Source organism: Sodalinema sp. (genome assembly GCF_046483825.1).
Lineage (GTDB): Bacteria > Cyanobacteriota > Cyanobacteriia > Cyanobacteriales > Geitlerinemataceae > Sodalinema.
Window position 1 is genome coordinate 1 of sequence record NZ_JAWOCL010000033.1, and the last position, 24,011, is coordinate 24,011.

20 protein-coding genes are annotated in these 24,011 nt (G+C 51.2%); 9 read left to right on the plus strand and 11 right to left on the minus strand.

The genetic code is table 11. From position 1 onward, the window contains the following. Positions 1-248 precede the first annotated feature (248 nt). On the plus strand, positions 249-2,042 hold the full coding sequence (aspS, locus tag R6U67_RS02160) for an aspartate--tRNA ligase (RefSeq protein ID WP_410251023.1): 1,794 nt from the start codon (positions 249-251) through the stop codon (positions 2,040-2,042). 135 nt (positions 2,043-2,177) lie between these two features. Here aspS and R6U67_RS02165 read toward each other — a convergent pair whose 3' ends face one another. After that, on the minus strand, positions 2,178-3,803 hold the full coding sequence (locus tag R6U67_RS02165; protein ID WP_410251024.1) for a peptide ligase PGM1-related protein: 1,626 nt from the start codon (positions 3,801-3,803) through the stop codon (positions 2,178-2,180). Positions 3,804-4,028: 225 nt separating this feature from the next. Here R6U67_RS02165 and R6U67_RS02170 point away from each other — a divergent pair, with 225 nt between their 5' ends. Further along, the gene (locus R6U67_RS02170) at positions 4,029-4,646 is read left to right on the plus strand and encodes a DUF3611 family protein (protein ID WP_410251025.1); all 618 of its coding nucleotides are present in this window, start codon (positions 4,029-4,031) and stop codon (positions 4,644-4,646) included. On the opposite strand, the gene R6U67_RS02175 is transcribed toward R6U67_RS02170, so the two are convergent. From R6U67_RS02175 to R6U67_RS02185, 3 genes are all read right to left on the minus strand, one after another. Then, complete coding sequence (locus R6U67_RS02175; RefSeq protein WP_410251026.1) at positions 4,643-5,512, minus strand: helix-turn-helix domain-containing protein; 870 nt, start codon at positions 5,510-5,512, stop codon at positions 4,643-4,645. The two genes, R6U67_RS02170 and R6U67_RS02175, sit on opposite strands and share 4 nt — an antisense overlap. Before the next feature lie 127 nt (positions 5,513-5,639). Beyond that, positions 5,640-7,001, minus strand: coding sequence for an LCP family protein (locus tag R6U67_RS02180; protein WP_410251027.1), 1,362 nt, complete (start codon positions 6,999-7,001; stop codon positions 5,640-5,642). Between the two features lie 17 nt (positions 7,002-7,018). Next, entirely contained in the window at positions 7,019-7,663 is a 645-nt protein-coding gene (locus R6U67_RS02185; RefSeq protein ID WP_410251028.1) for a tetratricopeptide repeat protein, read from the minus strand. Positions 7,664-7,793: 130 nt separating this feature from the next. Between R6U67_RS02185 and R6U67_RS02190 the strand changes: the two genes are divergently transcribed. Then, positions 7,794-9,020 carry a DUF790 family protein gene (locus R6U67_RS02190; RefSeq protein ID WP_410251029.1) on the plus strand — a complete coding sequence of 409 codons (1,227 nt, stop codon included), beginning with the start codon at positions 7,794-7,796 and terminating at the stop codon, positions 9,018-9,020. Positions 9,021-9,064: 44 nt separating this feature from the next. Here R6U67_RS02190 and R6U67_RS02195 read toward each other — a convergent pair whose 3' ends face one another. Next, on the minus strand, positions 9,065-9,211 hold the full coding sequence (locus tag R6U67_RS02195; RefSeq protein ID WP_410251030.1) for a ribbon-helix-helix protein, CopG family: 147 nt from the start codon (positions 9,209-9,211) through the stop codon (positions 9,065-9,067). Positions 9,212-9,580: 369 nt separating this feature from the next. On the opposite strand from R6U67_RS02195, the gene R6U67_RS02200 reads away from it, so the two are divergent. After that, entirely contained in the window at positions 9,581-10,180 is a 600-nt protein-coding gene (locus tag R6U67_RS02200; protein WP_410251031.1) for a CPP1-like family protein, read from the plus strand. Between the two features lie 62 nt (positions 10,181-10,242). On the opposite strand, the gene R6U67_RS02205 is transcribed toward R6U67_RS02200, so the two are convergent. Next, a complete protein-coding gene (locus R6U67_RS02205; protein WP_410251032.1) occupies positions 10,243-10,977 on the minus strand; it encodes an HAD family hydrolase in 735 nt (244 codons plus the stop codon). A 189-nt stretch (positions 10,978-11,166) separates the two neighbouring features. Between R6U67_RS02205 and R6U67_RS02210 the strand changes: the two genes are divergently transcribed. The 3 genes from R6U67_RS02210 to R6U67_RS02220 all read left to right on the plus strand — a co-directional run bounded on the left by R6U67_RS02210 (position 11,167) and on the right by R6U67_RS02220 (position 17,450). Further along, positions 11,167-13,152, plus strand: a complete 1,986-nt coding sequence (locus R6U67_RS02210; protein WP_410251033.1) for an ATP-binding protein — start codon at positions 11,167-11,169, stop codon at positions 13,150-13,152. Between the two features lie 117 nt (positions 13,153-13,269). Next, on the plus strand, positions 13,270-16,920 hold the full coding sequence (locus tag R6U67_RS02215; protein WP_410251034.1) for a PAS domain S-box protein: 3,651 nt from the start codon (positions 13,270-13,272) through the stop codon (positions 16,918-16,920). A 152-nt stretch (positions 16,921-17,072) separates the two neighbouring features. Beyond that, positions 17,073-17,450 carry a response regulator transcription factor gene (locus tag R6U67_RS02220; RefSeq protein ID WP_410251035.1) on the plus strand — a complete coding sequence of 126 codons (378 nt, stop codon included), beginning with the start codon at positions 17,073-17,075 and terminating at the stop codon, positions 17,448-17,450. A gap of 244 nt (positions 17,451-17,694) precedes the next feature. Here R6U67_RS02220 and R6U67_RS02225 read toward each other — a convergent pair whose 3' ends face one another. From R6U67_RS02225 to R6U67_RS02240, 4 genes are all read right to left on the minus strand, one after another. After that, positions 17,695-19,587, minus strand: coding sequence for a Gldg family protein (locus R6U67_RS02225; protein WP_410251036.1), 1,893 nt, complete (start codon positions 19,585-19,587; stop codon positions 17,695-17,697). 26 nt (positions 19,588-19,613) lie between these two features. Continuing rightward, positions 19,614-20,429: an ABC transporter permease gene (locus R6U67_RS02230; RefSeq protein ID WP_410251037.1), complete on the minus strand. Its 816-nt coding sequence runs from the start codon at positions 20,427-20,429 to the stop codon at positions 19,614-19,616. Positions 20,430-20,474: 45 nt separating this feature from the next. Continuing rightward, on the minus strand, positions 20,475-21,587 hold the full coding sequence (locus tag R6U67_RS02235) for an ABC transporter ATP-binding protein (protein WP_410251038.1): 1,113 nt from the start codon (positions 21,585-21,587) through the stop codon (positions 20,475-20,477). A 140-nt stretch (positions 21,588-21,727) separates the two neighbouring features. Next, positions 21,728-22,237 carry a hypothetical protein gene (locus R6U67_RS02240; RefSeq protein ID WP_410251039.1) on the minus strand — a complete coding sequence of 170 codons (510 nt, stop codon included), beginning with the start codon at positions 22,235-22,237 and terminating at the stop codon, positions 21,728-21,730. A 59-nt stretch (positions 22,238-22,296) separates the two neighbouring features. Between R6U67_RS02240 and R6U67_RS02245 the strand changes: the two genes are divergently transcribed. Then, positions 22,297-22,422, plus strand: a complete 126-nt coding sequence (locus R6U67_RS02245) for a hypothetical protein (protein ID WP_410251040.1) — start codon at positions 22,297-22,299, stop codon at positions 22,420-22,422. Between the two features lie 253 nt (positions 22,423-22,675). Here R6U67_RS02245 and R6U67_RS02250 read toward each other — a convergent pair whose 3' ends face one another. Further along, entirely contained in the window at positions 22,676-22,870 is a 195-nt protein-coding gene (locus tag R6U67_RS02250) for a hypothetical protein (RefSeq protein WP_410251041.1), read from the minus strand. 358 nt (positions 22,871-23,228) lie between these two features. Between R6U67_RS02250 and R6U67_RS02255 the strand changes: the two genes are divergently transcribed. Next, positions 23,229-23,561 (plus strand): STAS domain-containing protein, encoded by a 333-nt coding sequence (locus R6U67_RS02255; RefSeq protein WP_410251042.1) that lies wholly within the window; start codon positions 23,229-23,231, stop codon positions 23,559-23,561. The last annotated feature ends 450 nt before the right edge of the window (positions 23,562-24,011 follow it).

Below are 24,011 nucleotides of genomic sequence, written 5' to 3' on the forward strand. Positions count from 1 at the left end.
CCTGTTCCCTGTTCCCTGTTCCCTGTTCCCTGTTCCCTGTTCCCTGTTCCCTGTTCCCTGTTCCCCGTTCCCTGTTCCCTGTTCCCCGTTCCCCGTTCCCTGTTCCCCGTTCCCTGTTCCCCGTTCCCCGTTCCCTTCTTCCCCCTCTTGCCCCTTGCCTTTTGCCTTTTGCCTTCTCCTCAGCGATACGGCATAATGGGGAAGTTTTCCAGATTTGAATCTGCACGTTACTCCTTAACCCTGCCACCATGCGAACCCACTATTGCGGCACTGTCCGAAAAGAAGATATTGGTAACACCGTCACCCTCTGCGGCTGGGTGGATCGTCGTCGGCATCACGGTGGCGTGATTTTCGTGGATTTGCGCGATCGCAGCGGAGTCGTGCAAATCGTCGGCGATCCCGAACGAACCCCAGAAGCCTTCCAACAGGCTGACCCACTCCGTAACGAATATGTCGTGCGCGTCACCGGAACCGTCTATCAACGGCCCGACGAATCCCTGAACCCGAAACTCCCCACCGGCGAAATCGAAGTCTACGCCGATCGCATCGAAGTTCTCAACGAAGTTCACAAACAACTCCCCTTCCAAGTCGGGACCTCAGAAGTCGAAGCCGTCCGGGAAGAATTGCGCCTCAAATATCGCTACCTCGACTTACGGCGCGATCGCATGGCCCAAAACCTCAAACTGCGCCATGACACCATCAAAGCCATCCGTCGCTTCCTCGAAGATCAGCAAAACTTCGTCGAAGTCGAAACCCCCGTCCTAACCCGTTCCACCCCCGAAGGCGCACGGGATTACCTCGTTCCCAGTCGCGTCAACCCCGGCGAATGGTTCGCCCTTCCCCAATCCCCGCAACTGTTCAAACAGTTATTGATGGTGTCGGGGATGGATCGCTACTATCAAATCGCCCGCTGTTTCCGCGACGAAGACTTACGGGCCGATCGCCAACCCGAATTTACCCAACTGGACATGGAAATGAGTTTCATGTCCTTCGACGAAATCATCGACCTCAACGAGGCCCTCATCGCCCATATCTTCAAAACCGTCAAAGGAATTGACCTTCCCCGGCCCTTCCCCCGACTCACCTATCACGAGTCCATGGACCGCTACGGCTGCGATCGCCCCGACACCCGCTATGGCCTAGAACTCGTCGACGTCTGCGACCTCATGCAAGACTCCGGCTTCAAAGTCTTCTCCGGGGCCATCAAAGCCGGCGGAATCGTCAAAGTCCTCCCCATTCCCAACGGAAACGCCACCATCTCCAACGTCCGCATCAAACCCGGCGGCGACCTCTTCAAAGAAGCCAGCGAAGCCGGGGCCAAAGGACTCGCATACATTCGCGTCAAAGACAACGGCGAGATCGACACCATCGGCGCCATCAAAGACAACCTCAGCGACGACCAAAAAGCCGAACTCCTCAGCCGAACCAACGCCGAATCCGGACATCTCTTGCTATTCGGCGCCGGAGACCGAGAAACCGTCAACAAAACCCTCGATCGCCTGCGTCAAGTCATCGCCCGCCAGATGGATCTCATCGACGAGAATCAACTCAACCTCCTCTGGATTACCGACTTCCCCATGTTCGAGTGGAACGCCGACGAGAAACGCCTCGAAGCCCTCCACCACCCCTTTACCGCCCCCAACCCCGAAGATTTAGCCGACCTCAAAACCGCCAGGGCCTTAGCCTACGACCTAGTCTTAAATGGCAACGAAATCGGCGGTGGTAGCCTACGGATTTACCAACGAGAGATTCAAGAACAAGTCTTCGAAGCCATCGGCTTATCCGACGAAGAAGCCAACGAGAAATTCGGCTTTCTCCTCAACGCCTTCGACTACGGAACCCCACCCCACGGCGGCATCGCCTACGGCTTAGATCGCCTAGTCATGTTATTAGCCCAAGAAGACTCCATCCGGGATGTCATCGCCTTCCCCAAAACCCAACAAGCCCGCTGTCTCCTCACAGATGCCCCCGCCAATGTGGAGAAGAAACAGTTAAAAGAACTCTATGTTTCCTCCACCTTTAAACCGAAAACGAAGGAATAGGGGCAATCCCTTGTGGTTGCCCTCTCTTCCAGAGGCAAAAGGGTGTAGGATGTGTTCCGGCATCACCTAACTTTGGACTTTGACCACTCCGTTAAAACTTGCCGGAACGCACCGCTTCGACAAGAGACATCATCCCTAATTTTCCCTATCTTTCCTAAATTGGGGATTTCCCACCTCCATCCGTCCCCGCCAGGCAATCGGATGACTTGGGGGCATATTCCCCTCCTCCTCCTCCGTCCCATAGCGGCGACTTTCCGCATCCAAAATATCCACAACCCTCTGATAAATCTCATCCGCCTCCTGACGGGAATTACCAATACTGGTTAACCCCAACTTGCCAAATTGCGACAAACAGCCCATGAGATGAAAAATCGTCCCAGTTTCCGTGCTGCTATCAAAATGAAGTTGATGATAGGCGATAATTTCCATCAAATCATTGGGCAACAAACCGCGATACCCTGGCTTCTGTAAATTATCACTAGCCCGATAGAACTTTGCCCGTCCTTGTTGGCTGTAAAACAAACCGCTGTCAAGGTCATAGCGTCCTTTCGTTAATAGTTTTAACTCCATAAATGGGTGAGTCGTTCCCCCTTTTCTCAGATTGATTTCAATAGCGTGTAACTGCCAATCTCCAGCTTGAGGAACCGCAATAAAATCCACCCCAAAGCGTTCTAAACAGCCTTTCTCAGCCAAAGCCGCCCCCACTCGTAAACCCAACTCTTGCAGGCGCACGCGATAATCCGTATCAGCGGGGAAGACACAACCGAGATAGACTTGTCCATCAGGACCACCGAGGAGTTGATCATGAGTTGAGAGGATTTCGACCCTTCCCTCCGGGGTGATGCGACATTGGACACTCGGCGATCGCTTCACCTGGCCCTCAATATACAATTCCACGATCGCCCCGAGTTCCGGAATACGGCTGGCGAAACTGGGCCACTGTTCCCCGTCGGCTTGGAAGCGCATCTGGGAGAAGCGATCGCGCAATTGGTCCAATCGTTGTGTAGCGGGACGGTCCCGAAGTCCGGTCACATCCAAAAGAGCGTTTCCTTCTCCCGAAAAGCCTTCATTGAGTTTGACCACAAAGCGCCGGGCCTGGGGTTGGCGATCGCATAACTCGGACGCCGCCGCTGTCAAGTCCTCCACCGAATGGACTAACGCACTTCCGGGGGGATGGGGAATCCCACAATCGCTAAAAATCTGCCGCGAACCGGCTTTCGTTCCCCAATAGAGGAGGTCAGGATCTAACGCTAACAGAGGAATCCCTAGGCGTACCGATAACTCCCGTTCCAAGGCCGTGGCATTAAAACAGACCATATAGGACTGTTGGGGTCGTAACGCCCGCCAGATGCGTTCAATTAAGCGGGGGCGATCGAGGATTTTTTGGGTGAGAGGTTGGGGAGACGAGTCGTAAGTCGAGAATAAGAGGAGGCGATCGCGGGCGTGAGAGAAGGGAATCCCCGGTAAGAGTTGCAGATAATAGTCAATGGTACTGGGGTGGAGCGGTTGCGAAGTGACGTAAATCAGGCGAGTTCGGGGGTTGCGTAGGCGAATCAGGGAATAGAGATTGCGTTCCTCGTAATGGTGAACCCCAGCGATTTTTGTCAATTCTCGTTGATCCAGAGTAACAGAGGGGATAACGAGAATATCATTATCATCTTGGTCGAACTGGTCAATGGTCTGCCAGCGATCGCGCAGTTGTGTCTGAAGGTCCCTAAATCGTTCCTGTAGGTCTGACTCAGGGATGGATGCACTAAACATAGGAGTTTATCTACCTCAGCGAGAAGACCCGCACTGTACCCTTTAGGGCCAGTATCGGGTCGTTCATAGTTCTATCATGGCCTTGGCTTCTTAGCGGAAACGCCATGACGACGACGAAGCCAACTCCCGAAATAACAGAAGCCGGGTATCGCCCAACAGTCACCGAGGAAAAACGATATCCTGGAACGATAGCTACTGCTGTACTTCTGCACCCATAAGACGTTCATGACTGACGATAACCAACTTCCAACTCGTGATACAGCGACCTATGAAGGGCAAATTCCCCCCTCCTTAGAGCGAGTCATTCCGGCCATGCGCCGCTTTGGGAAAATTAGTTTTTGGTTTCAACTCGTCCTGGGTGTGATTGCAGGCTTAATTTTCTTCTTTGCTGGCTTTGTCGGCTCTAACACCGCCGAAGCCAATACCCTCAGTCCTGAAGAGGGACCGGGACTGTTCTTTGCTATCACCGGCCTCGTGGCTTTGGCGATTGGGATGTATTGGGCCTTGCGCTATACCCAGATTGCCAAGCGTTTAGCAATTCCCGATACCTCGTTGCGGCCGACACGATCGCAAACCGTCGGGTCCCTCGAAACAGGAGTCATCATTAACCTCGTGGGGATGTTGTTTAACCTCATCGCCGCCCAAATCATCACCGGCCTGCTCATGGTCAAGGTCTTGAGTTCCGAGGGGGTGCAGTTTTCGCCGGCGGCGTTAAGTCGTTTGGTGCAACCGATTGATATCTTTGTCGTTCTGGCCAATACCAATAGCCTTTTTGCTCATTTCGTTGCCCTCAGTTGCTCCCTCTGGCTATTGCGACTGGTGCATAATCTGAAATCGAGTTAATCCCGGCGTTGCAGGAGCGGTTCAGGAGGAATCATCTGGGGGCGATCGCCCCCGAATCCTTCTAAAGACGACGGTTGAGGCGTTTTGGCGCGAGGATTGGCTTGATCCGGTTCGAGGACATCACGTGCAGGCGGCGACGTTGCCGGAAGACTCGCAAACCAGAACGCCAGTCCAATCGTTGCCAACAACGGCATTCCACAGGCCAGCGATCGCCACCACCAGGGATAAGCCAACGTCTGCGGCGAGGGGTGAGGAGAGGTTAAGACCGGCGGACGAGGCGGCAGAGGAGGTCGAGTGGGCGTCGATCGCGGTAGCGGTGGCATCTTCGCCAGGATCGCATCAGCATTCAGTCCCAAAGCCGTCGCCCACAGATGCAGCGTTCCTCTGAGATAGGTTGGACTTTGAGGATACTGGGAAATATGACCCGATTCCAGGGCCTGCAAGTGACTGATGGGAATCCGCGTCCGGTGATGCAGTTGCACCAACGATAGCCGTTGTCGGCATCGTTGCGCCCGTAGATACTGGCCAAGTCGATAGAGATAGCGATCGCGAGGCGATGGAGAAGGACGGTTATGCCGAGAAATCGGTTGAGAAATTGGCGGGGCCATCGGTACATCCCCCGTCTCAACTCGGCCTTGTAGAGCGAGGGCGATCGCCTCGCGAGTGACCTCGTGCATCAGCATCTGGGCCGCATACCCCGCATCGCCAAACATCTCTTTTAAGCCATTTAAGGCAATCTGATAGGTACTCGATTGCAACAGTTGCTGTTCAATCTCTCCCCGGCGGCGATCGGCAGGGTTTCCCGGATTCCCCGAGGAACCACTGTGGGTAGAATCGGATGGATAAGGGTCTTGAGAACGATCCATAGCGATAGGGGCCATAAGTAACCTAAGTTATCTTTTCAACAAACCTAGGATTTAATCCGGATTCACGATCGCCCCTTGCCAAACATCCTCCCTTTTGCATGCATGCATGCCTTCTCCCTTCTCCCCCCTATTCCCTGTTTCCGATTCCCTCTCGAAACAATCGATCCACATCCAAACCAATGCGAATCGTCAAATCCGAACCAATATCCCCCGTCGAGAGGGGTTCAAGGTCACCGAAGCCTAAATCCGATCGCAGCCGTTCCGCCGCCGTATAGTCTCCCGTCTGCACAATGATGCTCGTTTGCCGATGAACCGTTCCCCAATCGTCGCTGACGTAGATGTCCTCATACCCCAACTCCTCCAGATACGCGGCCATCCGTTCGACGGCTTGAGGATCAGTGGTGGCGTTTTGTAGGGCAATCCGAGGCTGTACCGGCAAGGGATTGTTAGAATAGCTGCGATCGCCCTCCGGGGATTCCTCGCGACCAAAGGCCGTTTGCTGGCGAACATCATCAATAAACTCACCTTGATCTGAAGCCTGGAAAAATTGGTCCACCAAGCGATCGCCAGCCGCCTCATCAACTCTCCAATAACTCATCCCAGTATCTTGACCGTCGCTAAAATCCCCAGGGAGTAAGGCCATGCGGAGGTCATCGCGATCGATCTCAAGGGCAAAACTAGCTAAGGCCAACATCTCCGGAATACTGAGATTGGTATCGATGTCGTTTTGCAAAATCCGCAGTATCGCCGGAATACGGGGAAAGACGGTCGGACTCGTGAGGCGATCGCGCAACGCTTGTAACAGCATTTGTTGTCGTTGTACCCGGCCAATATCCCCATAGGGACCTTGACGATAACGACTAAACTGTTGCGCCATCTCCCCTGTCAACCGTTGCCAACCGGCATCGAGTTCAATGGTCAACTCCTGAGTGCGATCGCGATAGGACATCGGATAAGGAACCCAAACCTCGATTCCCCCCAATACATCGACCAACTCCACCAATCCCTGGGTATTCAGCCGCACATAGCGATCGAACTCAACCTCCTTCAGCAAGGCTTCTAAACTGGCCTGCATCAACGCCACCCCACCGAGATAATTGGCTTCATTGAGCTTTCCCCAGCCAAAATCTCCTAAATCGACTTCCGTATCCCGAGGAACCGAGAGAACATTGACTCGCTGGCCCCCCGTATCAAAGCGTACCGCCAAAATCGTATCACTGCGGCCCTCCAACAAGTCGGGGGAATCATCGGCCAACTCGGGATCTCGATCAACTCCCAACAGCATCAAGTTCACCGGACGAGTCAATTCATAGCCAAACTGTCCCTGTTGCCGATTTTCTCGGCCACTCGGTTGCACTAGGGGAGAGGTGGGAACCACTAACGCGGCGATCGCACCCATTAAAGCCGACGCCATAATCACAACAGATACCACCAGGCCCCAGCCGAGGAGGCCCGACCAATTCCTGGGTTGTTCAAGAGGAATTCTCACAGTTGACTAATACTCAATTAAACCAGTCCACGACGTGCGTTGACCTGTTCCAAAAGTTTAGCAACTTCTAGGGCTTTCCAGATTTCATCCCGCTCAAGCCACAACTCTAAGGCCTCCGACAACACTTGTGAGGCGGTTGCAAATCGCTCCAGTTGCGCCAAGACGCGGCCTAAATTCTGCATCGCCTCGACGTAGCTATCATTAATCTCTAAGGCCCGTTCATAGAGAGAAACGGCTTCTTCAAGTCGTCCTTGATTGGCCCGCAAATTGCCCAACGCATTATAAGCCAGAGCGTGATCTCGATTCAGCCGAATTGCCTCTTGATAAGCATCACTGGCTTCTTCGTAGCGATATTGGGCCGAGAGAACATTCCCCAATTTATAACGCAGCAGAGAATCCTGGGGATAGTCTTGCAAGAGTTCCCGAAAAACCGCTTCAGCGGCTTCGTAGTTTTGATTGACTAGATGTTCATTCCCCTCTCGCAACCGTTGTCGTCGTTGCTGTTGTCGCTGTTGCTGGGGTTGCATCTGCGCGACGTTAGTTTCCGCGAGGTTGATCTCCTGGGCTAAACTGGGGAGTTGAGACAGCAAGACCCCGTCAGCCAACAGCAGCAGCGGCGAGAGTGTTAAGCTCAAATATAAGCGCGATCGCAGACCAGACATAGGGTTAAAGACTCCAAAACCGAGAATTGGCAGATGATGCAAGAGACGATAATGGCATCAACATTCACGATAAGCAATCCTCCGACTAAGTTGAAACGGGTTTATTCGAGTTTGTTTGGGGATTGTCCTTATGTTACCGACTGATCTACTCAGCCATCGCCGCCGGGGTGAAACCCTGATCCCCAAACGACTTCCCCTTGATACACCTCATCTTAGGTTAGCCGAGGCGGCCATCGCCCTGTTTGAAGCCTCCCGCGACGAGACTCAGGGACATCTCGATCGCCGCCTCAAGGAATTTGAAGGCGATCAACCCGATTATCGGTTGCGGCGGGGGTTGGCTCATTTGCTTAAAGGGCGCTATTGTACGTTTGAGATTGTGAGTCCTTTAGATCCGATGGAGTTGCGATCGCGAGTCTTTACCGCCGCCGCGCAACGAGTCCCACAACCGCACAATACCCTCAAAACGCTGGACATTGTGGCCCGGGAACTCACGCAGGAACTCGAACGAGAGGTCTCCATCACCGCCATTGTTGAGGGACTTTATGCCGATTTACAGGAAAACCGCCGTCTGACGGAATTTACTCCCCCAGACCCTCAGGCCCTACTACATCACTACAATCTATCGCAAGTTCAGGGCATCTTTTACCGAGCCAGCGATATTACCATTCAGGCCCATCGCAATGTCCCCGGCCAATATAAACTTCTCTTTCGCTATCTCAAACTCTTTAGTTTGATGTTTTACATCGAAGGGGATGCTGATTGCGGCTTTACAATTACCATTGATGGCCCCACCAGCTTATTTAAACCCAGTACCCGCTACGGCTTGGCCATCGCCAAACTCCTCCCGGCCCTGCTTCATGTCAGCCGCTGGAGTCTCAACGCCACCCTACAACAGCGAGACTCCCGCAAAGGTCGCACGGTTCAGGGTCGCTTCAGCCTCGATTCTGACTGCGGACTCGTCAGCCATTACCCGGCCGGGAAAGCCTATGATTCAATGTTGGAACAATCCTTCGCTGAACGCTGGGAGAAGCTAGACACCCCTTGGGTCTTGGAACGAGAGGTAGACCTCATCCCCATTCCCGGAAGTGTCATGGTTCCCGATTTCCGCTTGATTCATCCCGATGGCCGAGAAGTACTGCTCGAAATCGTCGGCTATTGGCGACCGGAGTATCTGCGTAAGAAGTTCTCTCAAGTCCGCCAGGGAAGCGATCGCCCGCTTCTGTTGGCCGTCTCCGAACGGCTAAACTTGGCTAAGGCTGGGGTGAATCTCAGCGATGTCTCGGTTCCCATTGTCTGGTTTAAGGACAAGTTACATCCTAAGGCGGTTCTCGCGGCTCTTGACCCCCCTGATGATTAACTTGCCTATATCTTGTGGCATATTTTGTGCATTTTGTCAAGCTCCTAGACCCGCAATTTACGAATCATCTGCCGTAATACATCGGTTTTGGTCTTCCCCCGTTTCAGGCAATACTCCTCTAGGCGTTCAAGTTCTCCCACCGGCAGACGGATGGTTAACACTTTATTAGACGGAGGTTTAGTTCGAGCCATGAGCTTGAAGCGTACTGTGGGGTGAACAGGAAGAGTCCGACCCTTCAACCTCGATCGCATCCCGGCAACGCGAAGCCCGAGCCAAGCTGACAGAAGGTTAAGAGGATCTCAAATAAGTTTAAGTACATTGTAGTGAACCCTGACCCCGGCAACAATAGACCGGTGAGATTTTTGGGCGATCGCCCTCGCGTGCAACCCGAAGCCAACCGCTGAAGAGAGTGCAGATGGGGGATTTAAGGGAATCAATCTCGCCTCAAATTCCTCAGTACAAGCCCAGAACCGAAAGAAACTTGTGGCGAAGTCTGTCGAAACCGCAAGACTCAAGCTAAGCTATAGAATAGATAGACACGTTTTTTAATAATTTGGGCAATGAGCGACCAGAGTCCTTACGAGCAGCTCGGAGTCACTGAAGACGCTTCGTTCGACGAAATTCAAGCGGCACGTAGCCGGCTGATCGATCAGGGTGGCGATCGCCAGGCGGTCGAGCGCATCGAAATGGCTTACGACGCCGTCCTTATGGATCGGTTGCGATTACGTCAGGAAGGCAAAATCAAAGTTCCCGAAGGCATCCGCTTTCCCGAACGCATGGTGGCCCAACCGCCAAAAAACCTTCCCGATCCACCATCCAACCGGATGCCAGATTGGCTACAAGGGGCCATCGACACCCCCAGTCAAGGGGATGTCCTGCTTCCGGCGGGAATCTTTGCGGCGTTGAGTGTTGTCAGTGCCATTAGTGCGAGTTACGTTCCCGTGACGTTAGCACTCGGTGCTGGGGCCAGTTTATATTTCCTCAATCGCAAGGAAAAGCGGTTTGGACGCGCCGTCTTGTTTACCCTCTTGGCGGTTATCGTCGGCGTTCTTCTCGGTGGCCAATTAGCGACGGTCCTCGGTTCGCAGCTTGACCCACAAATCATCGCCGCTTGGTTGACCTTCTTCATTCTTTGGCTCACATCGAGCTATTTACGTTGAAGTTGTCCTAACTGATATAGCTATTAGCAAAAGACGGGCGATCGCCCGTCTTTTGTCGTCTGTTAGCGATTCGCCATCGACGGTGCGAGTAGAAAATCCACTGCGTCACTGAGATTGTTGACAATCTGATGAGGATGATGAGCAGCCAACGAGGGGCGATCGCGGATTCCCGAGAGAACCCCAATAAAGCCAATTCCCTGACTCGCCGCCGAGATCGCATCGGCTTCCGTATCTCCCACCATCCATAGAGTTTGATAACAGGGGAGTTCCTTCATCGCCCGGGCCATCAACCGGGGTTTATCCTTCGTATCCGCCGTTTTCACCGCATCATCGCCCATACAATAGCGGCGTTCCTCGGGGAAAAATCGCCCCACATCAAAGCGAGAGAGGGCCTCAGCCAACTCTCGTTCCCGTCGCATCGTCATCAGGGTTAGCTCAATTCCCGCCTCCTGGGCTCGTTCTAAAGCGGCGATCACCCCAGGGATGAGTTGGTCATACTTCAGATAAGGCTGACTATGCACCAACTGACGGCGCAACGCCGCAAACTCTCGGGCCTGTTCCGGCGTTAAGCCTGAGCGTTCCCCAATCGTGCGTTCAGGAACCCGAGCGCGTTTGAGAGCCCAAAATTCCGACTTCGAGAAGCGTTGAACAGAGGTATCGTCCCCCTGCATCCGATCTAAACATTCGTGATAGACCCGATAATAGCGTTCCGAAACATCGGCGATCGGGCCATCAAAATCAGCAATGAGTCCAAACTCTTGATTGATGTAGCGTTTTTGGGCAACGGCGCGCGTCATGGTTAAAAACCTTGTAGTACCCCTGTCAAGTTCTATCACACTTTGTTACAGGTTTCAGCGAGGGCCGTTAAATCGCTACCCAGAGTCTGAGAACGGGTTTATCATAGTCAGAGCAGGTTTAGTGACAGATCTTCGAACCTGTTTTTAGCCCTAATCCTCCTGTCCCAACGCCATCGCCAACCCCGTTCCATGAGCCGATCGCTTCTCCAAAAACTGTTGAGTCAAACCGATATACAAACAACACTGCACCAGCTCAGTCGCCAGTTAAATATCGAGTTTGCCATTGAAGATACTCGACATTTAACAGTCTTTACAACCGCTGATCTGAATAAGTTGGAGCTTGTACCACAATTTGGCTCAAATGTCAAGCAAAAGCCCAAACTAAGAACTCATCCTGAGTCTAGCTCATCTCCCACGGCTCGATCGATTGACATTAACGGTCAAACCTTGGGGTGGATTCATAGTTATGACGAGATGAGCCTAGTCCATCAACTAATTACCTGTTTGGCGCGTCAGCAGAGCGAAAAAACATCCCTGGCCCGAGAATTGCTAGAACGCTATCAGGAAATCGACCTATTTTATGAAATTTCCACCCAAGTCACCGCCAGCTTAGATTTAAGTCAACTCTCACAACTGGTATTGCGAGAAGTCGAAAACACCTTACCCTGCACCAGTTCAGCGATTTGGCTATTAGAGGAGAACCCCAAGGAACTGCGACTGTTATCACAGCAAGGAATTCCCTTAAGCTGGTCTAATCCACTTCCCTTAAATGAGAGTATTTTAGGAGCCGTTTTTGAGCAAGGCCAGGGAGAGATTGTCAACGACGTCCCCGGCGATCGCCGCTCAACCCCCGGCGATCGCTCTATCGCCTCTCTCCTGTGCGTTCCCCTGCGCGTTCAATCGCGAAGCATCGGCTTAATGGTCGTTGTGCATGAACAGGGAACCCCCTACAATGCTGAACACCTAAAATTGCTGACCCTGTTTGCCGTACAAACGGCGATCGCCATCGACAAAGCTCTACTCTACCAACAAAGTCGCCGCACCGCCCTAAGCGCCCAACAACAAGCCAAACAGTTAGAAGATACCCTCGGAGAGTTGCAACAGGCTCAAGCTCAACTTGTCCAGAGTGAAAAAATGTCGAGCCTAGGTCAGATGGTGGCCGGAATTGCCCATGAAATCAATAATCCTGTTAATTTTATCAACGGGAATCTCGATCACGCTCAGAATTATACCGAGGACTTACTTGAGCTAATTCATCTTTATCGCCAAGAGTATCCCCAAGACAACCCGGATATTGAGACCTTAATCGAAGATATTGACTTGGACTTTTTAGAGCAAGACTTACCCAAGCTTATTATTTCGATGAAAATGGGAATTGAGCGGATTCAGGAAATTGTCTTATCCCTGAAAAACTTTTCCCGTATTGATCGCGATCGCCCCCAACTGGCTGACATCCATGTAGGACTCAATAGCACCCTATTGATCCTCAACCATCGCATTAAAGCCAAAGGCGATCGCCCCGAAGTCACCATTCACTGCGACTATCAGGACTTACCCGATATCGAGTGCTACGCCGGACAACTCAACCAAGTGTTTATTAACACCGTAGCCAACGCCATTGACGCCATGGAAGAGGCCCAAATCGAGCAGCCAACCCTGTGGATTCGTAGCCAACTGCACGATAACCGCTGGGTTGTTATCGAAATCGCCGATAATGGGCCGGGAATGAGTGACGAGGTGCGATCGCAAATCTACGATCCCTTTTTCACCACCAAAGCCTTAGGAAAAGGAACCGGATTAGGACTAGCCATCAGCCGTCAGATTATCGTTGAGAAACATCACGGACGACTTTTCTGTGACTCGCGGCCGGGAGGTGGAACCCAATTTAAGATCTGGATTCCTTTGCGGCCGGATCTCGGCGATCCCTCCCCAACTTCCGATGCAAACGCCAATTCTCAGACGATTATTAGACCCCTTCACCCCTCAGCATCTCACTCAAGTACCTTATTTGATGACTATCAAAAACTAATCGAGCGATTAACCCTAGAAAATCCCAACTTACAGACCATGACGGCTAATGATATTCATGATATGTTTGTCTCAATTCCCATCTTGTTAAAACTGTACCGTGTTTTAATTAATTCACCCTTTCTCGAATCTCAACCCCCCAGTTAGTTTGTTTAGCGAACCCCCTTAGCAAACCCCCTTGAAGATAGAGAGCTATTGTAAACTTTCAATCAGGTTATATTATTCCGTAACGCACTCCTTCACCCCAACTTATCCAAACCCCAGATGTCCCAGTCTTTCCAAGATCCCAACCTGGAAATTGCTCAACTTCGTCAGCAACTTGCTGATTTAGAAGAGACGCACTTAACTCGACAAGCAGCACTGTCTCATGTTATTCATCATATCCGATCAACACTGGATTTAGAGACAATTTTTCAGACCACGGTCAAAGAAATTCGCCATCTCCTAAACGCCGATCGCGTAGCCGTGTTTGAGTTTTCCAGGAAATCGAACCCTAACACGGGGACATTTGTTGCCGAAAATGTGAGTCTAGCTTATGACTCAGTGATGACGCAAACAGTAACCGATTACTGCTTTGGCGAGAATTATTCGACCATCTATCGTCAAGGAAAAGTCTATGCTGTTGCTGACATTGAAGTTGCCGATGTAAGTGACTGTCATCGAGATATTTTACGGCGTTTCCAAGTTCGTGCTAACCTCGTTCTCCCCTTAATTAAAAAACAAAAATTATGGGGACTTCTCTGTATTCACCAATGTTCTGAACCGCGAAACTGGACTCGACAAGATATTGAATTTGTTCGGGAAGTAGCCTCTCATTTAAACATGGCTATTCAACAAACCGAACTGTTCCAAGCTCTCAAACAAGAAAACCGGCAGCAACTCAAAAAAATCGCGAAAAATGCCCCAGGAGCGCTTTATCAGTTCCGGATAGATGCCCAGGGAGAGGCGAGTTGTCCCTATATGTCTCCCAGTGCTGAATCCTTTTTTGAGGTTCCCAGCGGGGTGATTGAACGGGATGTCTCGATCATGTTTGAATTAACCCACCCTGAGGATATCTCGCAACTGCAAGCCTCCATCGAAGCCTCAGCCAAAACCGGCAATACTTGGAGTTTGGAATGGCGCATGATCACCCCATCGGGACGTTTGAAATGGATGGAGGGGCGATCGCAGCCGGAATATCAAGCCGATGGTTCAATAATTTGGTTTGGCTGGATTAACGAAATCACCCAACGCAAAGAATCCGAGCGGGAGTTACAATCTTTGGTCTCAATTATTGAGAACAGCAACGATTTTATTGGTATTGCCAGCTTTGATGGGATTCCTCAATATCTAAACCTAGCTGGACGGCGACTGGTGGGCCTAGCTGATGACGATTCAGACGACAACTTCGGCGAAAATCACCCCTCAGCAGAGGGAGAAGTTGTTCAACCTAAACTGAGCGATTGTGTCTTTAAGGACTTTTTCTTAGCCGAAGATTGGGACTGGGTTCGCGAAAATATCTTTAGCAGCATTGAACAGACGGGAAGCTGGCACGGGGAAGTTAATTTTCGGCATATGCTCACCAATGAGCCAATTCCTTTAGATTACACCGTCTTCGTGACCTATGACCCCCAGACTCAAGAACCGATGGGGTTAGCCGCCATCGCTCGCGATATCCGCGATCGCCGCGCCTCGGAACTGTCCCTGCGCGAGAGTGAACAGCGATTTCGGGATGTCTCCGAAGCCGTCGGAGAATATCTCTGGGAAATCGACATAGAGGGGATCTATACCTATGTCAGTGAGCGATCGCTCGATGTCTTAGGCTATCATCACCAGGATCTCCTCGGCCGTAATCCCTTTGATTTAGTTGATGAGAAAGACCTCAACTGGTTACGCGAGAGCTTTGCGACCATCGCTGAAGGTCAAGAGGTCTTTCACCTTGAATATCGTAGCCTCACCGAGCAAGGAGAGGTGGTCTGGATTTCGGCAACGGGAATCCCCCGCTTTGATAACGAAGGCCATCTAATCGGCTACCGGGGGGCCGGGATGAACATCACCGAACGCAAACACGCCGAAGAAGCCTTAAAACAAGCTCTCGGAGATCTCAACGCCATTTTAGACAACCTGGCTGATGGCCTCTTAGTGACGGATACCGCCGGCCGCATTACCCGTTTTAATCCCGTCTTGCGGCGGATGTTTAATCTCACAACCGGGGAGGTCATCGGTTGCACCTGTGAGGAGTTAGGGTTAATGGAGATCGACGACTTACTCAAAGACTTGCAAAAAACCTCGAGTCACCAAGCCGCTATCGCTGAAGTTCCCTTACAGGGGAAACATATGGGTCAGGCCCTAGCCACAAGAGTCTGGGAGCCGATTCCGGGAGAGTCTGAGCAGATTGATATTGGTTCGGTGGTCTTGATTCGCGATGTGACCCTAGAGAAAGAAGTAGACCGCATGAAAACGGACTTCATCGCTACAGTTTCCCATGAACTTCGGACTCCGTTAACCTCAGTGTTAGGCTTTGCCTCGATTGTTTTGGAAAAATTAGAGGACAAAGTTTTTCCTCTATTACCTCAAGGCGATCGCCAGGCGCAGCGTCATCAGGAGCGAGTCCGGCAAAACCTCAATATCATCGTCTCCGAAGCCGAACGCCTCACGACTCTGATTAATGATGTCTTAGATATCGCTAAAATGGAGGCAGGTAAAGTAGAATGGAATCAGGAACCTCTGTCAGTCTTAGAGGTGTTAGAACGGGCAATCGCCGCCAGTTCCTCCCTGTTTGAGCGAGAAAATCTCCAACTCATTACTGATTTTCCCGAACAATTGCCCCCGGTTCTCGGCGATGGCGATCGCCTGATTCAAGTGGTCATTAACTTACTCTCGAATGCCGTCAAGTTCACAGAAACGGGGGAAATCACCTGTCGCGCCTGCTGCGAAAACTCCCAAATCCGGGTTGAGGTTCAAGATACGGGAATCGGCATTGCCCCAGAAGACTTAACGAAAGTCTTTGAGAAGTTTAAACAAGTGGGAGAAACCCTCACGGATAAACCCAAAGGGACTGGGTTGGGTTTACCCATTTGCAAACAAATTTTAGAGCATCACGGGGGGCGCATCTGGGCCGAGAGTGAATTGGGCCAGGGAAGTTGTTTTATCTTTACGTTACCCGTTAAAGACGCGATCGAGGGGCGATCGCCGTCGAATTTAGGTCAAACCCCTGAAGTAGCACGACGGCTCGGATTAGTTCCCTTAATGCAACAACTCGAAGATCAGGTCGCCGGCCATGAACCAGCCACCCCCTCCCAGCTTGCAGATCCCCTCGGGAAGACGATTTTAGTCGTTGACGACGATGAACATGTGCGGGAGCTATTACGCCAATCGTTGCAGGCTCAAGGGTATCAGGTGCGCCTGGCTAAAGATGGGGTTGAGGCCATTATGGAGGTGAAGCGATCGCGTCCCGATTTAATTGTACTCGATGTGATGATGCCCTATATCGATGGCTTTGATGTAGCGGCGGTGTTGAAAAATGAACCCCAAACTATGGAAATTCCCATTTTAGTGCTGTCCATCGTTGAAGATCGTGAACGCGGCTATCGCTCTGGGGTCGATCGCTACCTGAAAAAACCCATCGATCGCCAAGGGTTTCTCAAGGAAGTTGGCTCCTTACTCTACCAAGGATCATCGCATAAAAAAGTGTTAGTGGTCGATAATGATTCTTCGAGTCTCAAAGTCATTTCTGAAGTTTTAACCGCTCAGGGATATACCGTCTCCAGAGCCTCAAATGAACAGGAATGCGTCGCGAAAGCCATGGCCCTGCAACCGGATATCATCGCCATCGACTCGGAATTTTTGCAAGAACATGAGGTCGTTCAGGCGTTACGCTTTGAGAAAGGCCTAGAACATCTCGTCTTTGTCCTACTCGGAGACATCGACAAGTAGCCGCGATCGCTGACAAATCCGGTTCTTAGGTGCTATGGTGGTGGATGATTCTAATTTTAGTCATCTCGCAAAACCACCACCAACATGATTAATAACAACCCTAAAGAGTGGTCAATAGCGGACACCATTAGTTCTACAATTCCTAAAATAAGATGTGTTTAAAAATTTTGATTGTGGACGACGAACCGAATATTAGGATTTTATTAGAGCAAGCCCTGGAAGATTTAGAAGATGAAGGGGTTGAGCTGCTCATGGCTCAGAATGGACTCGAAGCCTTAGAGGTTGTTGAAGAAGAGCATCCCAATCTAATTTTCTTAGATGTGATGATGCCCAAAAAAAATGGGCTTGAAGTCTGTAAAACCATTAAAAAAGACTGGAACAAAACTGATATTTATATCATCATGCTAACCGCAAAAGGACAAGAGTTAGAGAAAAAAGAAGGCTTTGCGGTTGGGGCAGATTTCTACATGACGAAGCCATTTCGTCCCAAAGAAATTGTTTCTAAAGCCCGTTCCGTTTTGGATTTATAATTCTCAGATTTATGGGTCTTCTGGTTTCAGGGTTATAAGGAAAATTTATGGCGGATTACATCCGTTGCTGTAGGGGCGAAAAATCCCCTCCTGGGAGGGGCTAGGGGTGGGTTCCCCTCCTGGGAGGGGCTAGGGGTGGGTTCCTCTACAATTTTGTATCCAATGCAACAAATCACACCGTATATCCTGAAGACCCAAATTTATCCTCGTCGGATGAGCAAGATCTTGCCCACCCGACCTGTCTTTAACGGCGAGTCCACCAAAGCACCGCACTGGTTGCAAAGCCAATCACCGGGAAGGTGACTAAGGCGGTCCAACTCAGTAAACGGGCAATCCGTGGGGTCATCATGATATTGCGATCGACCACTTCCCGAGGACGAATGGTTAGGCTTTCGCCGCTGTCGTCATCACTGAGCCAAGACACACTATTTAGGAAGAAGTCACTGTTTAATTGTCCGTCAAAAAAGGCGTTAGTCATAAAATCAGAATCCCCGACAACCACCAAACGCGCTTCACGGGTTTCCTCGGGAGTCTCTTCAGCCGTTTCTTCAGGAGTCTCTGCGGGAGTCTCTGCGGGAGTCTCTGCGGGAGTCTCGACATCCTCAGGAGTGTCGACATCCTCCGCCGTTTCTTCAGGAGTCTCTGCGGGAGTCTCTGCGGGAGTCTCGACATCCTCAGGAGTGTCGACATCCTCAGGAGTGTCGACATCCTCCGCCGTTTCTTCAGGAGTCTCTTCAGGAGTCTCTGCGGGAGTTTCGACATCCTCCGCCGTTTCTTCCACCCCTTCACTCGCCTCAGGCTCATTCTCCTGTGGTTCCTCCGTCTCTGGCTCATCTTCCGGCTCAGCCGGTTCCGTCACTTCCGCCGACTCATCGACTTCAGACAGCTCTCGACGAGCCGCAACCCCTAAAACAAGGGGGCCAGGGCGATCGCTTTCGGCATTAAATTGCCAATCGGGTCCTTCTTCGAGAGTGGCTTCGGCCCAACTCGCGTCACTGGTGAATAACAACGGAGTCATCTCAACCCCTTCGACCGTGTCATACTCCATCGGACGAGCCACTGGAAAAATCGTGTAATTGCGGCCAAAGTCTTCAGTAATAGGATGAGTTCCGTAGTCGAGAACCAGGGGGGCCGCTGGGCCAAACCCTTGAACCCAGCGATCGGGATCGATCGCAATCCGTTCATCAAGCCGAATCCCCCAATCTGCTAACCAGTCCTCTAAACCGGGGTCTGTATTGGGGTCCACTAACACGAACACCGAGCCACCCTCACCTAAATAGTCATCCAACGCCTCGAGTTCCGGTTCAAAGAGGCGACTGGTGGGGCCAATAATCGCAACGAGATCAGCATCCTCGGGAACTCGTCCTTGTTCAATGAGATTGAGCGAGTTCACCACCGCTGCATTTTCCTCCAAGGCTCGCACCGCTCGGGAAATGGACTCTTCCCCATCGGCTAAAACCGCCGGTTCTCCATGGCCTTGTAGCATATACACCGTCAGGCGATCGCCCCCTTGCAACTGAGCTAAACTACGAGTGAGTTGAGCTTCAGCCAGAGGTTCTAAGTCCAAGGTAGTCACATATTGACGTTGCTGGCCCATTTCGAGAAATACATCTCCTACGGAGGTAACATCAAACGTCTGAACCAATCCAGGATTGGCTTGAGGATTAACCAATTCATAATCGAAGCGATCGGGTGCAATGCGGCGATAGTTGTCTAACAACTCCACCGTTCTCTCATTGGGTTGCGAGGAGAACACCCACACCTTCACCGGTTCCTCTAAATTACGAATCAAGGTTTGAGTTTGAGGTGCAAGAGTAAAGCGTTGAGTTTCCGTGACATCAAAACGAACCCCGGCGCGAACCGCCAAGAAATTCATCAACACGAGAATCAAAAGAACCGCTGCTGTCGCAAAAATGGCGTTAGTTCCCGCCTCAGTCGATCGCCGCGCCCAAAACCCTCGTTGAAACGCTCCCAGGTAGATGAGCCAAATCCCCAAGATGATGACTCCCGCGACGATGAGTGAGGCCGGAATCGGAGTCCAAACCCCAGCAACAGCACCGCTTGTTAGTCCGGCTACGCTTAGAAATAAACCCAGCCATAAGAGAACATTCCAGTATTTTTTAAGGATATTGACCATAATTGTTTAAAAACGAGGGCAGGGAATTAGTTTTGTTGGAAACGTAGGGTGTCAATAGATTGGGCCGTTAGGAAAATTCCCAAAAAGATATAACTAGCAAAGAGGACTAAACTACCGACATCAACCACTCCCTGAACTAAATTGCTATAGTTTTCCAAAATTGACAGATGAGCCAGAGCTTCCCCCACGGGACCAGGGACATTGGCTGCAATCAGGTTTATGATCCACAAAAACAAGACCAGAGCAAAGGTGAGAATTGCTGAAAGAATTGTGCTATCCGTCAAGGAGGAAATAAACATTCCCAAGGATAAAACACTGGCGGCCAGCAGGATTAAGCCTAAATGTCCGAGTAGGGGAATGGTCGCGGGAAAGGCTGGCTCAGCCACGCTAAAGGTGATGGCTTCATAGAGAAGTAAGGGGGCGATCATGGTGATATAAAACGTCACGACCCCCAGGAGTTTTCCCGTAGCAACCGTCCAGTTATAAACCGGCGATGTGGCTAATAGTTCGAGAGTTCCCTGTTTCCGTTCTTCGGCATAGAGTCCCATGGATAAAATTGGCAAAATAAACAGTGATAGAGATGCCACGGTTCCTAGGAAAAATTGCAGAAATTCATAGGGAACATCTAGGGGAGGGCGAGGAGTTCCTAACTCTTGCTGAACGGCGGCTTGGGTGGCAACTTGAGCAAGGATTCCTCGTTGTGGATCGAGGAGAATGGTGATATAGAAAAACCCGGAAATTAACCAGAAAATACCGGCGATCGCCATCGCTAGAGGTGAGGCAAAATACCCCTGAAGTTCTTTACGATAAATAGCAATGATATTAGCAAAAATTAGGCGCATTCGAGGTCAAAAAATAGAGGACAGGGGAGGTTCGGATGAGCGGGATTAGCTGTCGGACGGGAGTTTCGACTCGGGAGAGTCATCGGGGTTAGGATCTGAGTCTTGAGATGACGTCTCTTGAGATGACGTCTCTTGAGATGACGTCTCGTCCTCGGCGGCGGCTTCTGATGTCTCTGCGTCGTCCTCGGCGGCGTCTTCCGCCATTTTCTCTTCGGTCGTCAGTTGCAAGAAGACATCTTCGAGACTGGCGCGACTGCGACGCATTTCATGAAGTTGTAGTTTCCCGTCCAGGATAGCGGCTGCAATCTCGGAACCGGGTTCTGAACCGGGTTCGACGGTGATGCGGAAGCGATACCGTCCTTCGGGGAGATCGTTGCGGGGAAGCGGATCTACCGATCGCAGATTAGGGAGATAACCCAGATAAGACCCAATCGCCGTTTCCACCCCATCAACACCGCCACCGACTTCGACATCATAGTAGGTTCCCCCCGTCAGATGTTCCATGAGGTTGTCGAGGCGATCGGTGGCGACGATTTGGCCGCGATTGATGATCGCCACCTGGCTACAGGTCATGCTGACTTCCGGGAGAATGTGGGTCGACAGGATAATGGTGTGATTTCCGGCCAGGGATTTGATCAGGTTGCGGACTTCGATAATTTGGCGAGGATCGAGGCCAACGGTGGGTTCATCGAGGATAATCACCGGTGGATCATGGACGATCGCCTGAGCAATCCCGACCCGTTGGCGATACCCTTTGGACAGTTTGCGGATCAGGCTTTTGCGGCGATCGCTCAACCCACATTGCTCAATGGAGCGGTCTACTCGTTGGGGGCGATCGCCCGCTGAAACGCCCTTAATCCGCGCCACAAAATGCAAAAACCCCTCAACGCTCATTTCACTGTACAACGGCGGGCTTTCGGGCAAATAGCCAATGCGTTGACGTACATCCATTGACTGATCATGGACATCAAACCCCGCAATCCGAGCCGTCCCGGAACTGGCCGGGAGATATCCGGTCAAGATCCGCATGGTGGTTGTCTTTCCCGCTCCATTCGGACCCAGAAAACCCAAGATTTCCCCTTTCTCTACGGAAAAACTCACATCTTGGATGGCTTGAGTTGTTCCATAGCGTTTGTGGAGTTGTTCGACTTCGATCATAGTTGGACTAATAAGATAGACAAAGAGGGATTAGACTCGGGGACTCCGAATCTTGTTGTATCGCATTCGAGCGCCGAATGTCGAAAATCTGTCGAAAATCTTAGGATAGATGCTCGGGAGAGATGTTGACTCATTTTCCCTCAAACGACCCGGTTGACCACATTCCAGACCGTACTATCGGAGCGCACGTGAGGAACCGTCACCCGCTTAAAGCCGGTGATAAAGGGTTTCCCTTCATATTGCCAGTAGAGGGGACTGAGTTGATCGGCGATCGCTTTGAGCGCTCGCACTTCAACGATGAGTTCACCACTGAGTTCGTTAATCCGTTCGGCGTAATGTTCGGCTTTGGCTTTGGCTTGCTCGATTTCCTCGCGCAAGGGATCTCGTTGATGGTCGCGGTAATGACCCACCAAGGCCCGCTTTTGTCGTAGTTGCAGTTGTAACGCGGCGATCGCATCATCAATCCCCTTAATCTCGGCGGCCTGTTCAGCACTCGCACGGGCCTGAGCGCGGTAAGCTTCCACAATCACGGCCGGAGGCGCATCCTCCGGGGGAAGCCGTGGATGAATGGCTAGATCACGGCGTTCTTGTTCCAGGCTTTGGATGGTTTGTTGCAGGGAGAAGATTTGGTCTTGTAGATCTTGGGTCATAGAGCAATGTTGGATGGCTATCTTAGATGGCGGCCGCTGTCTGACTCGATTTTAAGGCTTTGACGACCCCCGCTTCTCTGAAGATTCACCTTGAGACAGCAGATGAGACAGCAGATGAGACAGCAGATGAGACAGCAGAAAAACCCCATGAGCCGATGCGATCGAGTCTGGGGTCTGGGGGATGAGGGTATCAAACTTACACTATCGTGGCTTAACGTTGAGCGTTATAGAAACACCCTGAAACGACTAGCGAACGTCTCAACGCGAGTTAATAGCTGATGCTAGGGGTCAAACTTGGGACGACTAAGACCAAAAATAAGACCAAAAATTTAGAAACTTAGAAACGCGATCATTGAAGTCGCCTATGTCTCAGGAGTAGATAGAGAGCCGTCCTTCGTCCCGTGCCAACCCTAACAGAAGCTGTTACAGCCGGGGAGGTTAGGGGTTCGAGACCAGTTGAATCACCCCTCGGTCCATTTGGTCCATCAGAAGTTCGAGAGCCTCATAGTCCACATCTGAGACATATCCCATTCGCGTTAACTCGGCATTGATCTGATTTTCCAGATCGGGGGTTAACCGTTTGACATAAAGGACTTTTTCAACAAGATGACGGATTGCCGCTGACGCTTTCATGATAATCCGGATAATTCTATGCCTTTATCATCCGTCTAAAGCTGACGCCCTCATGCGATCGCAACCCTATCTTGTAAGTGATCTGCATCACTGCATATTGAGTCAACTTAAGATTGAGGAATTGAGGCGGCAACTTAGCATAACTGAAGCGCTGTCATCGTCCTCCAGTATGGCATACCTTTTTTTCAATTGGTAGTTATAGATACCTTTGGATGGGCCAACTTTTCCAAATCTTCACATAAGGGGGGAGAAAAACAAAGATTCCGCAAACTTGGCCCGTTTCAGTAGCGCCTAGCCCAAGGGATGCTCTACCTTGAGACTATACAAGCGAAATTAGTTTTTGGATTCAGATATAGCCATGCACACCGCAACCCAAGCCCCCAACGTAACCGTCGTCCGCCTCAGCGGACATCTCAACGCCGCAAATGCGGAACAAGTCCGTCAACAACTGACCTCTGCGGTGGCCGCGAGAACCACTCCCGTCGTTCTCGTTGATATGGAACAGACCGAATCCCTCGATAGTGCTGGACTGATGGCACTCGTCTCCGCCTTAAAACTCGCCCAAAACATCAATATCCAGTTTGGACTCTGCGCTGTCTCACCGGCGATTCGCATCATCTTTGAGTTGACTCAACTCGATCGCGTCTTCAAAATGTTCGAAAGTCCTGCGGCTGTTGAAGCTGTTGCCTAAGTCGGCAGTCCTCAATCGAGCAGGAAACGCTAGTGCATTAGATTTAATCTTTGAAAGTTTTTAAACCCCGCGTGCATCTTATTGAGTCTCGACCCTCAGCCTATAATTGTTACCACTTAATACAGTCATCAGCCGGAAGGTCCAACCCTCCGGCTGATTTGGTTTTGAGTCCCGCGATCGCCTTCATTGGTGCTAACCCTAACCACTCAACCCATCAGACTCAACTCCCCTCAATTCCCAATTAAAAAACAAGCATTAGCAGGGCGTTAATGTCATCTTAACCCAACCTCTCCAGGGTTTCGCTATGATCATTGCGGTTTGGTGCGAGCGGTTTGGTGCGATCGCGCGTCTTAAACCCGTCCAAAAGATCAGCGAGGGAGTGAATCCATCGCTCCCTCACCAACCACGAAACGACGTCAACTGCTCACTTCTAGTGTCCTGTGTTTAGCC

What these genes read in the sequence shown, in the direction of transcription:
- R6U67_RS02255 (WP_410251042.1), top strand. Translation starts at nt 23,229, where the DNA reads ATGCACACCGCAACCCAAGCCCCCAACGTAACCGTCGTCCGCCTCAGC.
- R6U67_RS02190 (WP_410251029.1), top strand. Translation starts at nt 7,794, where the DNA reads ATGTTACCGACTGATCTACTCAGCCATCGCCGCCGGGGTGAAACCCTG.
- R6U67_RS02165 (WP_410251024.1), bottom strand. Translation starts at nt 3,803, where the DNA reads ATGTTTAGTGCATCCATCCCTGAGTCAGACCTACAGGAACGATTTAGG.
- R6U67_RS02250 (WP_410251041.1), bottom strand. Translation starts at nt 22,870, where the DNA reads ATGAAAGCGTCAGCGGCAATCCGTCATCTTGTTGAAAAAGTCCTTTAT.
- R6U67_RS02215 (WP_410251034.1), top strand. Translation starts at nt 13,270, where the DNA reads ATGTCCCAGTCTTTCCAAGATCCCAACCTGGAAATTGCTCAACTTCGT.
- R6U67_RS02220 (WP_410251035.1), top strand. Translation starts at nt 17,073, where the DNA reads ATGTGTTTAAAAATTTTGATTGTGGACGACGAACCGAATATTAGGATT.
- R6U67_RS02200 (WP_410251031.1), top strand. Translation starts at nt 9,581, where the DNA reads ATGAGCGACCAGAGTCCTTACGAGCAGCTCGGAGTCACTGAAGACGCT.
- R6U67_RS02205 (WP_410251032.1), bottom strand. Translation starts at nt 10,977, where the DNA reads ATGACGCGCGCCGTTGCCCAAAAACGCTACATCAATCAAGAGTTTGGA.
- R6U67_RS02240 (WP_410251039.1), bottom strand. Translation starts at nt 22,237, where the DNA reads ATGACCCAAGATCTACAAGACCAAATCTTCTCCCTGCAACAAACCATC.
- R6U67_RS02185 (WP_410251028.1), bottom strand. Translation starts at nt 7,663, where the DNA reads ATGTCTGGTCTGCGATCGCGCTTATATTTGAGCTTAACACTCTCGCCG.
- R6U67_RS02225 (WP_410251036.1), bottom strand. Translation starts at nt 19,587, where the DNA reads ATGGTCAATATCCTTAAAAAATACTGGAATGTTCTCTTATGGCTGGGT.
- R6U67_RS02235 (WP_410251038.1), bottom strand. Translation starts at nt 21,587, where the DNA reads ATGATCGAAGTCGAACAACTCCACAAACGCTATGGAACAACTCAAGCC.
- R6U67_RS02195 (WP_410251030.1), bottom strand. Translation starts at nt 9,211, where the DNA reads ATGGCTCGAACTAAACCTCCGTCTAATAAAGTGTTAACCATCCGTCTG.
- R6U67_RS02210 (WP_410251033.1), top strand. Translation starts at nt 11,167, where the DNA reads ATGAGCCGATCGCTTCTCCAAAAACTGTTGAGTCAAACCGATATACAA.
- R6U67_RS02170 (WP_410251025.1), top strand. Translation starts at nt 4,029, where the DNA reads ATGACTGACGATAACCAACTTCCAACTCGTGATACAGCGACCTATGAA.
- R6U67_RS02230 (WP_410251037.1), bottom strand. Translation starts at nt 20,429, where the DNA reads ATGCGCCTAATTTTTGCTAATATCATTGCTATTTATCGTAAAGAACTT.
- aspS (WP_410251023.1), top strand. Translation starts at nt 249, where the DNA reads ATGCGAACCCACTATTGCGGCACTGTCCGAAAAGAAGATATTGGTAAC.
- R6U67_RS02175 (WP_410251026.1), bottom strand. Translation starts at nt 5,512, where the DNA reads ATGGATCGTTCTCAAGACCCTTATCCATCCGATTCTACCCACAGTGGT.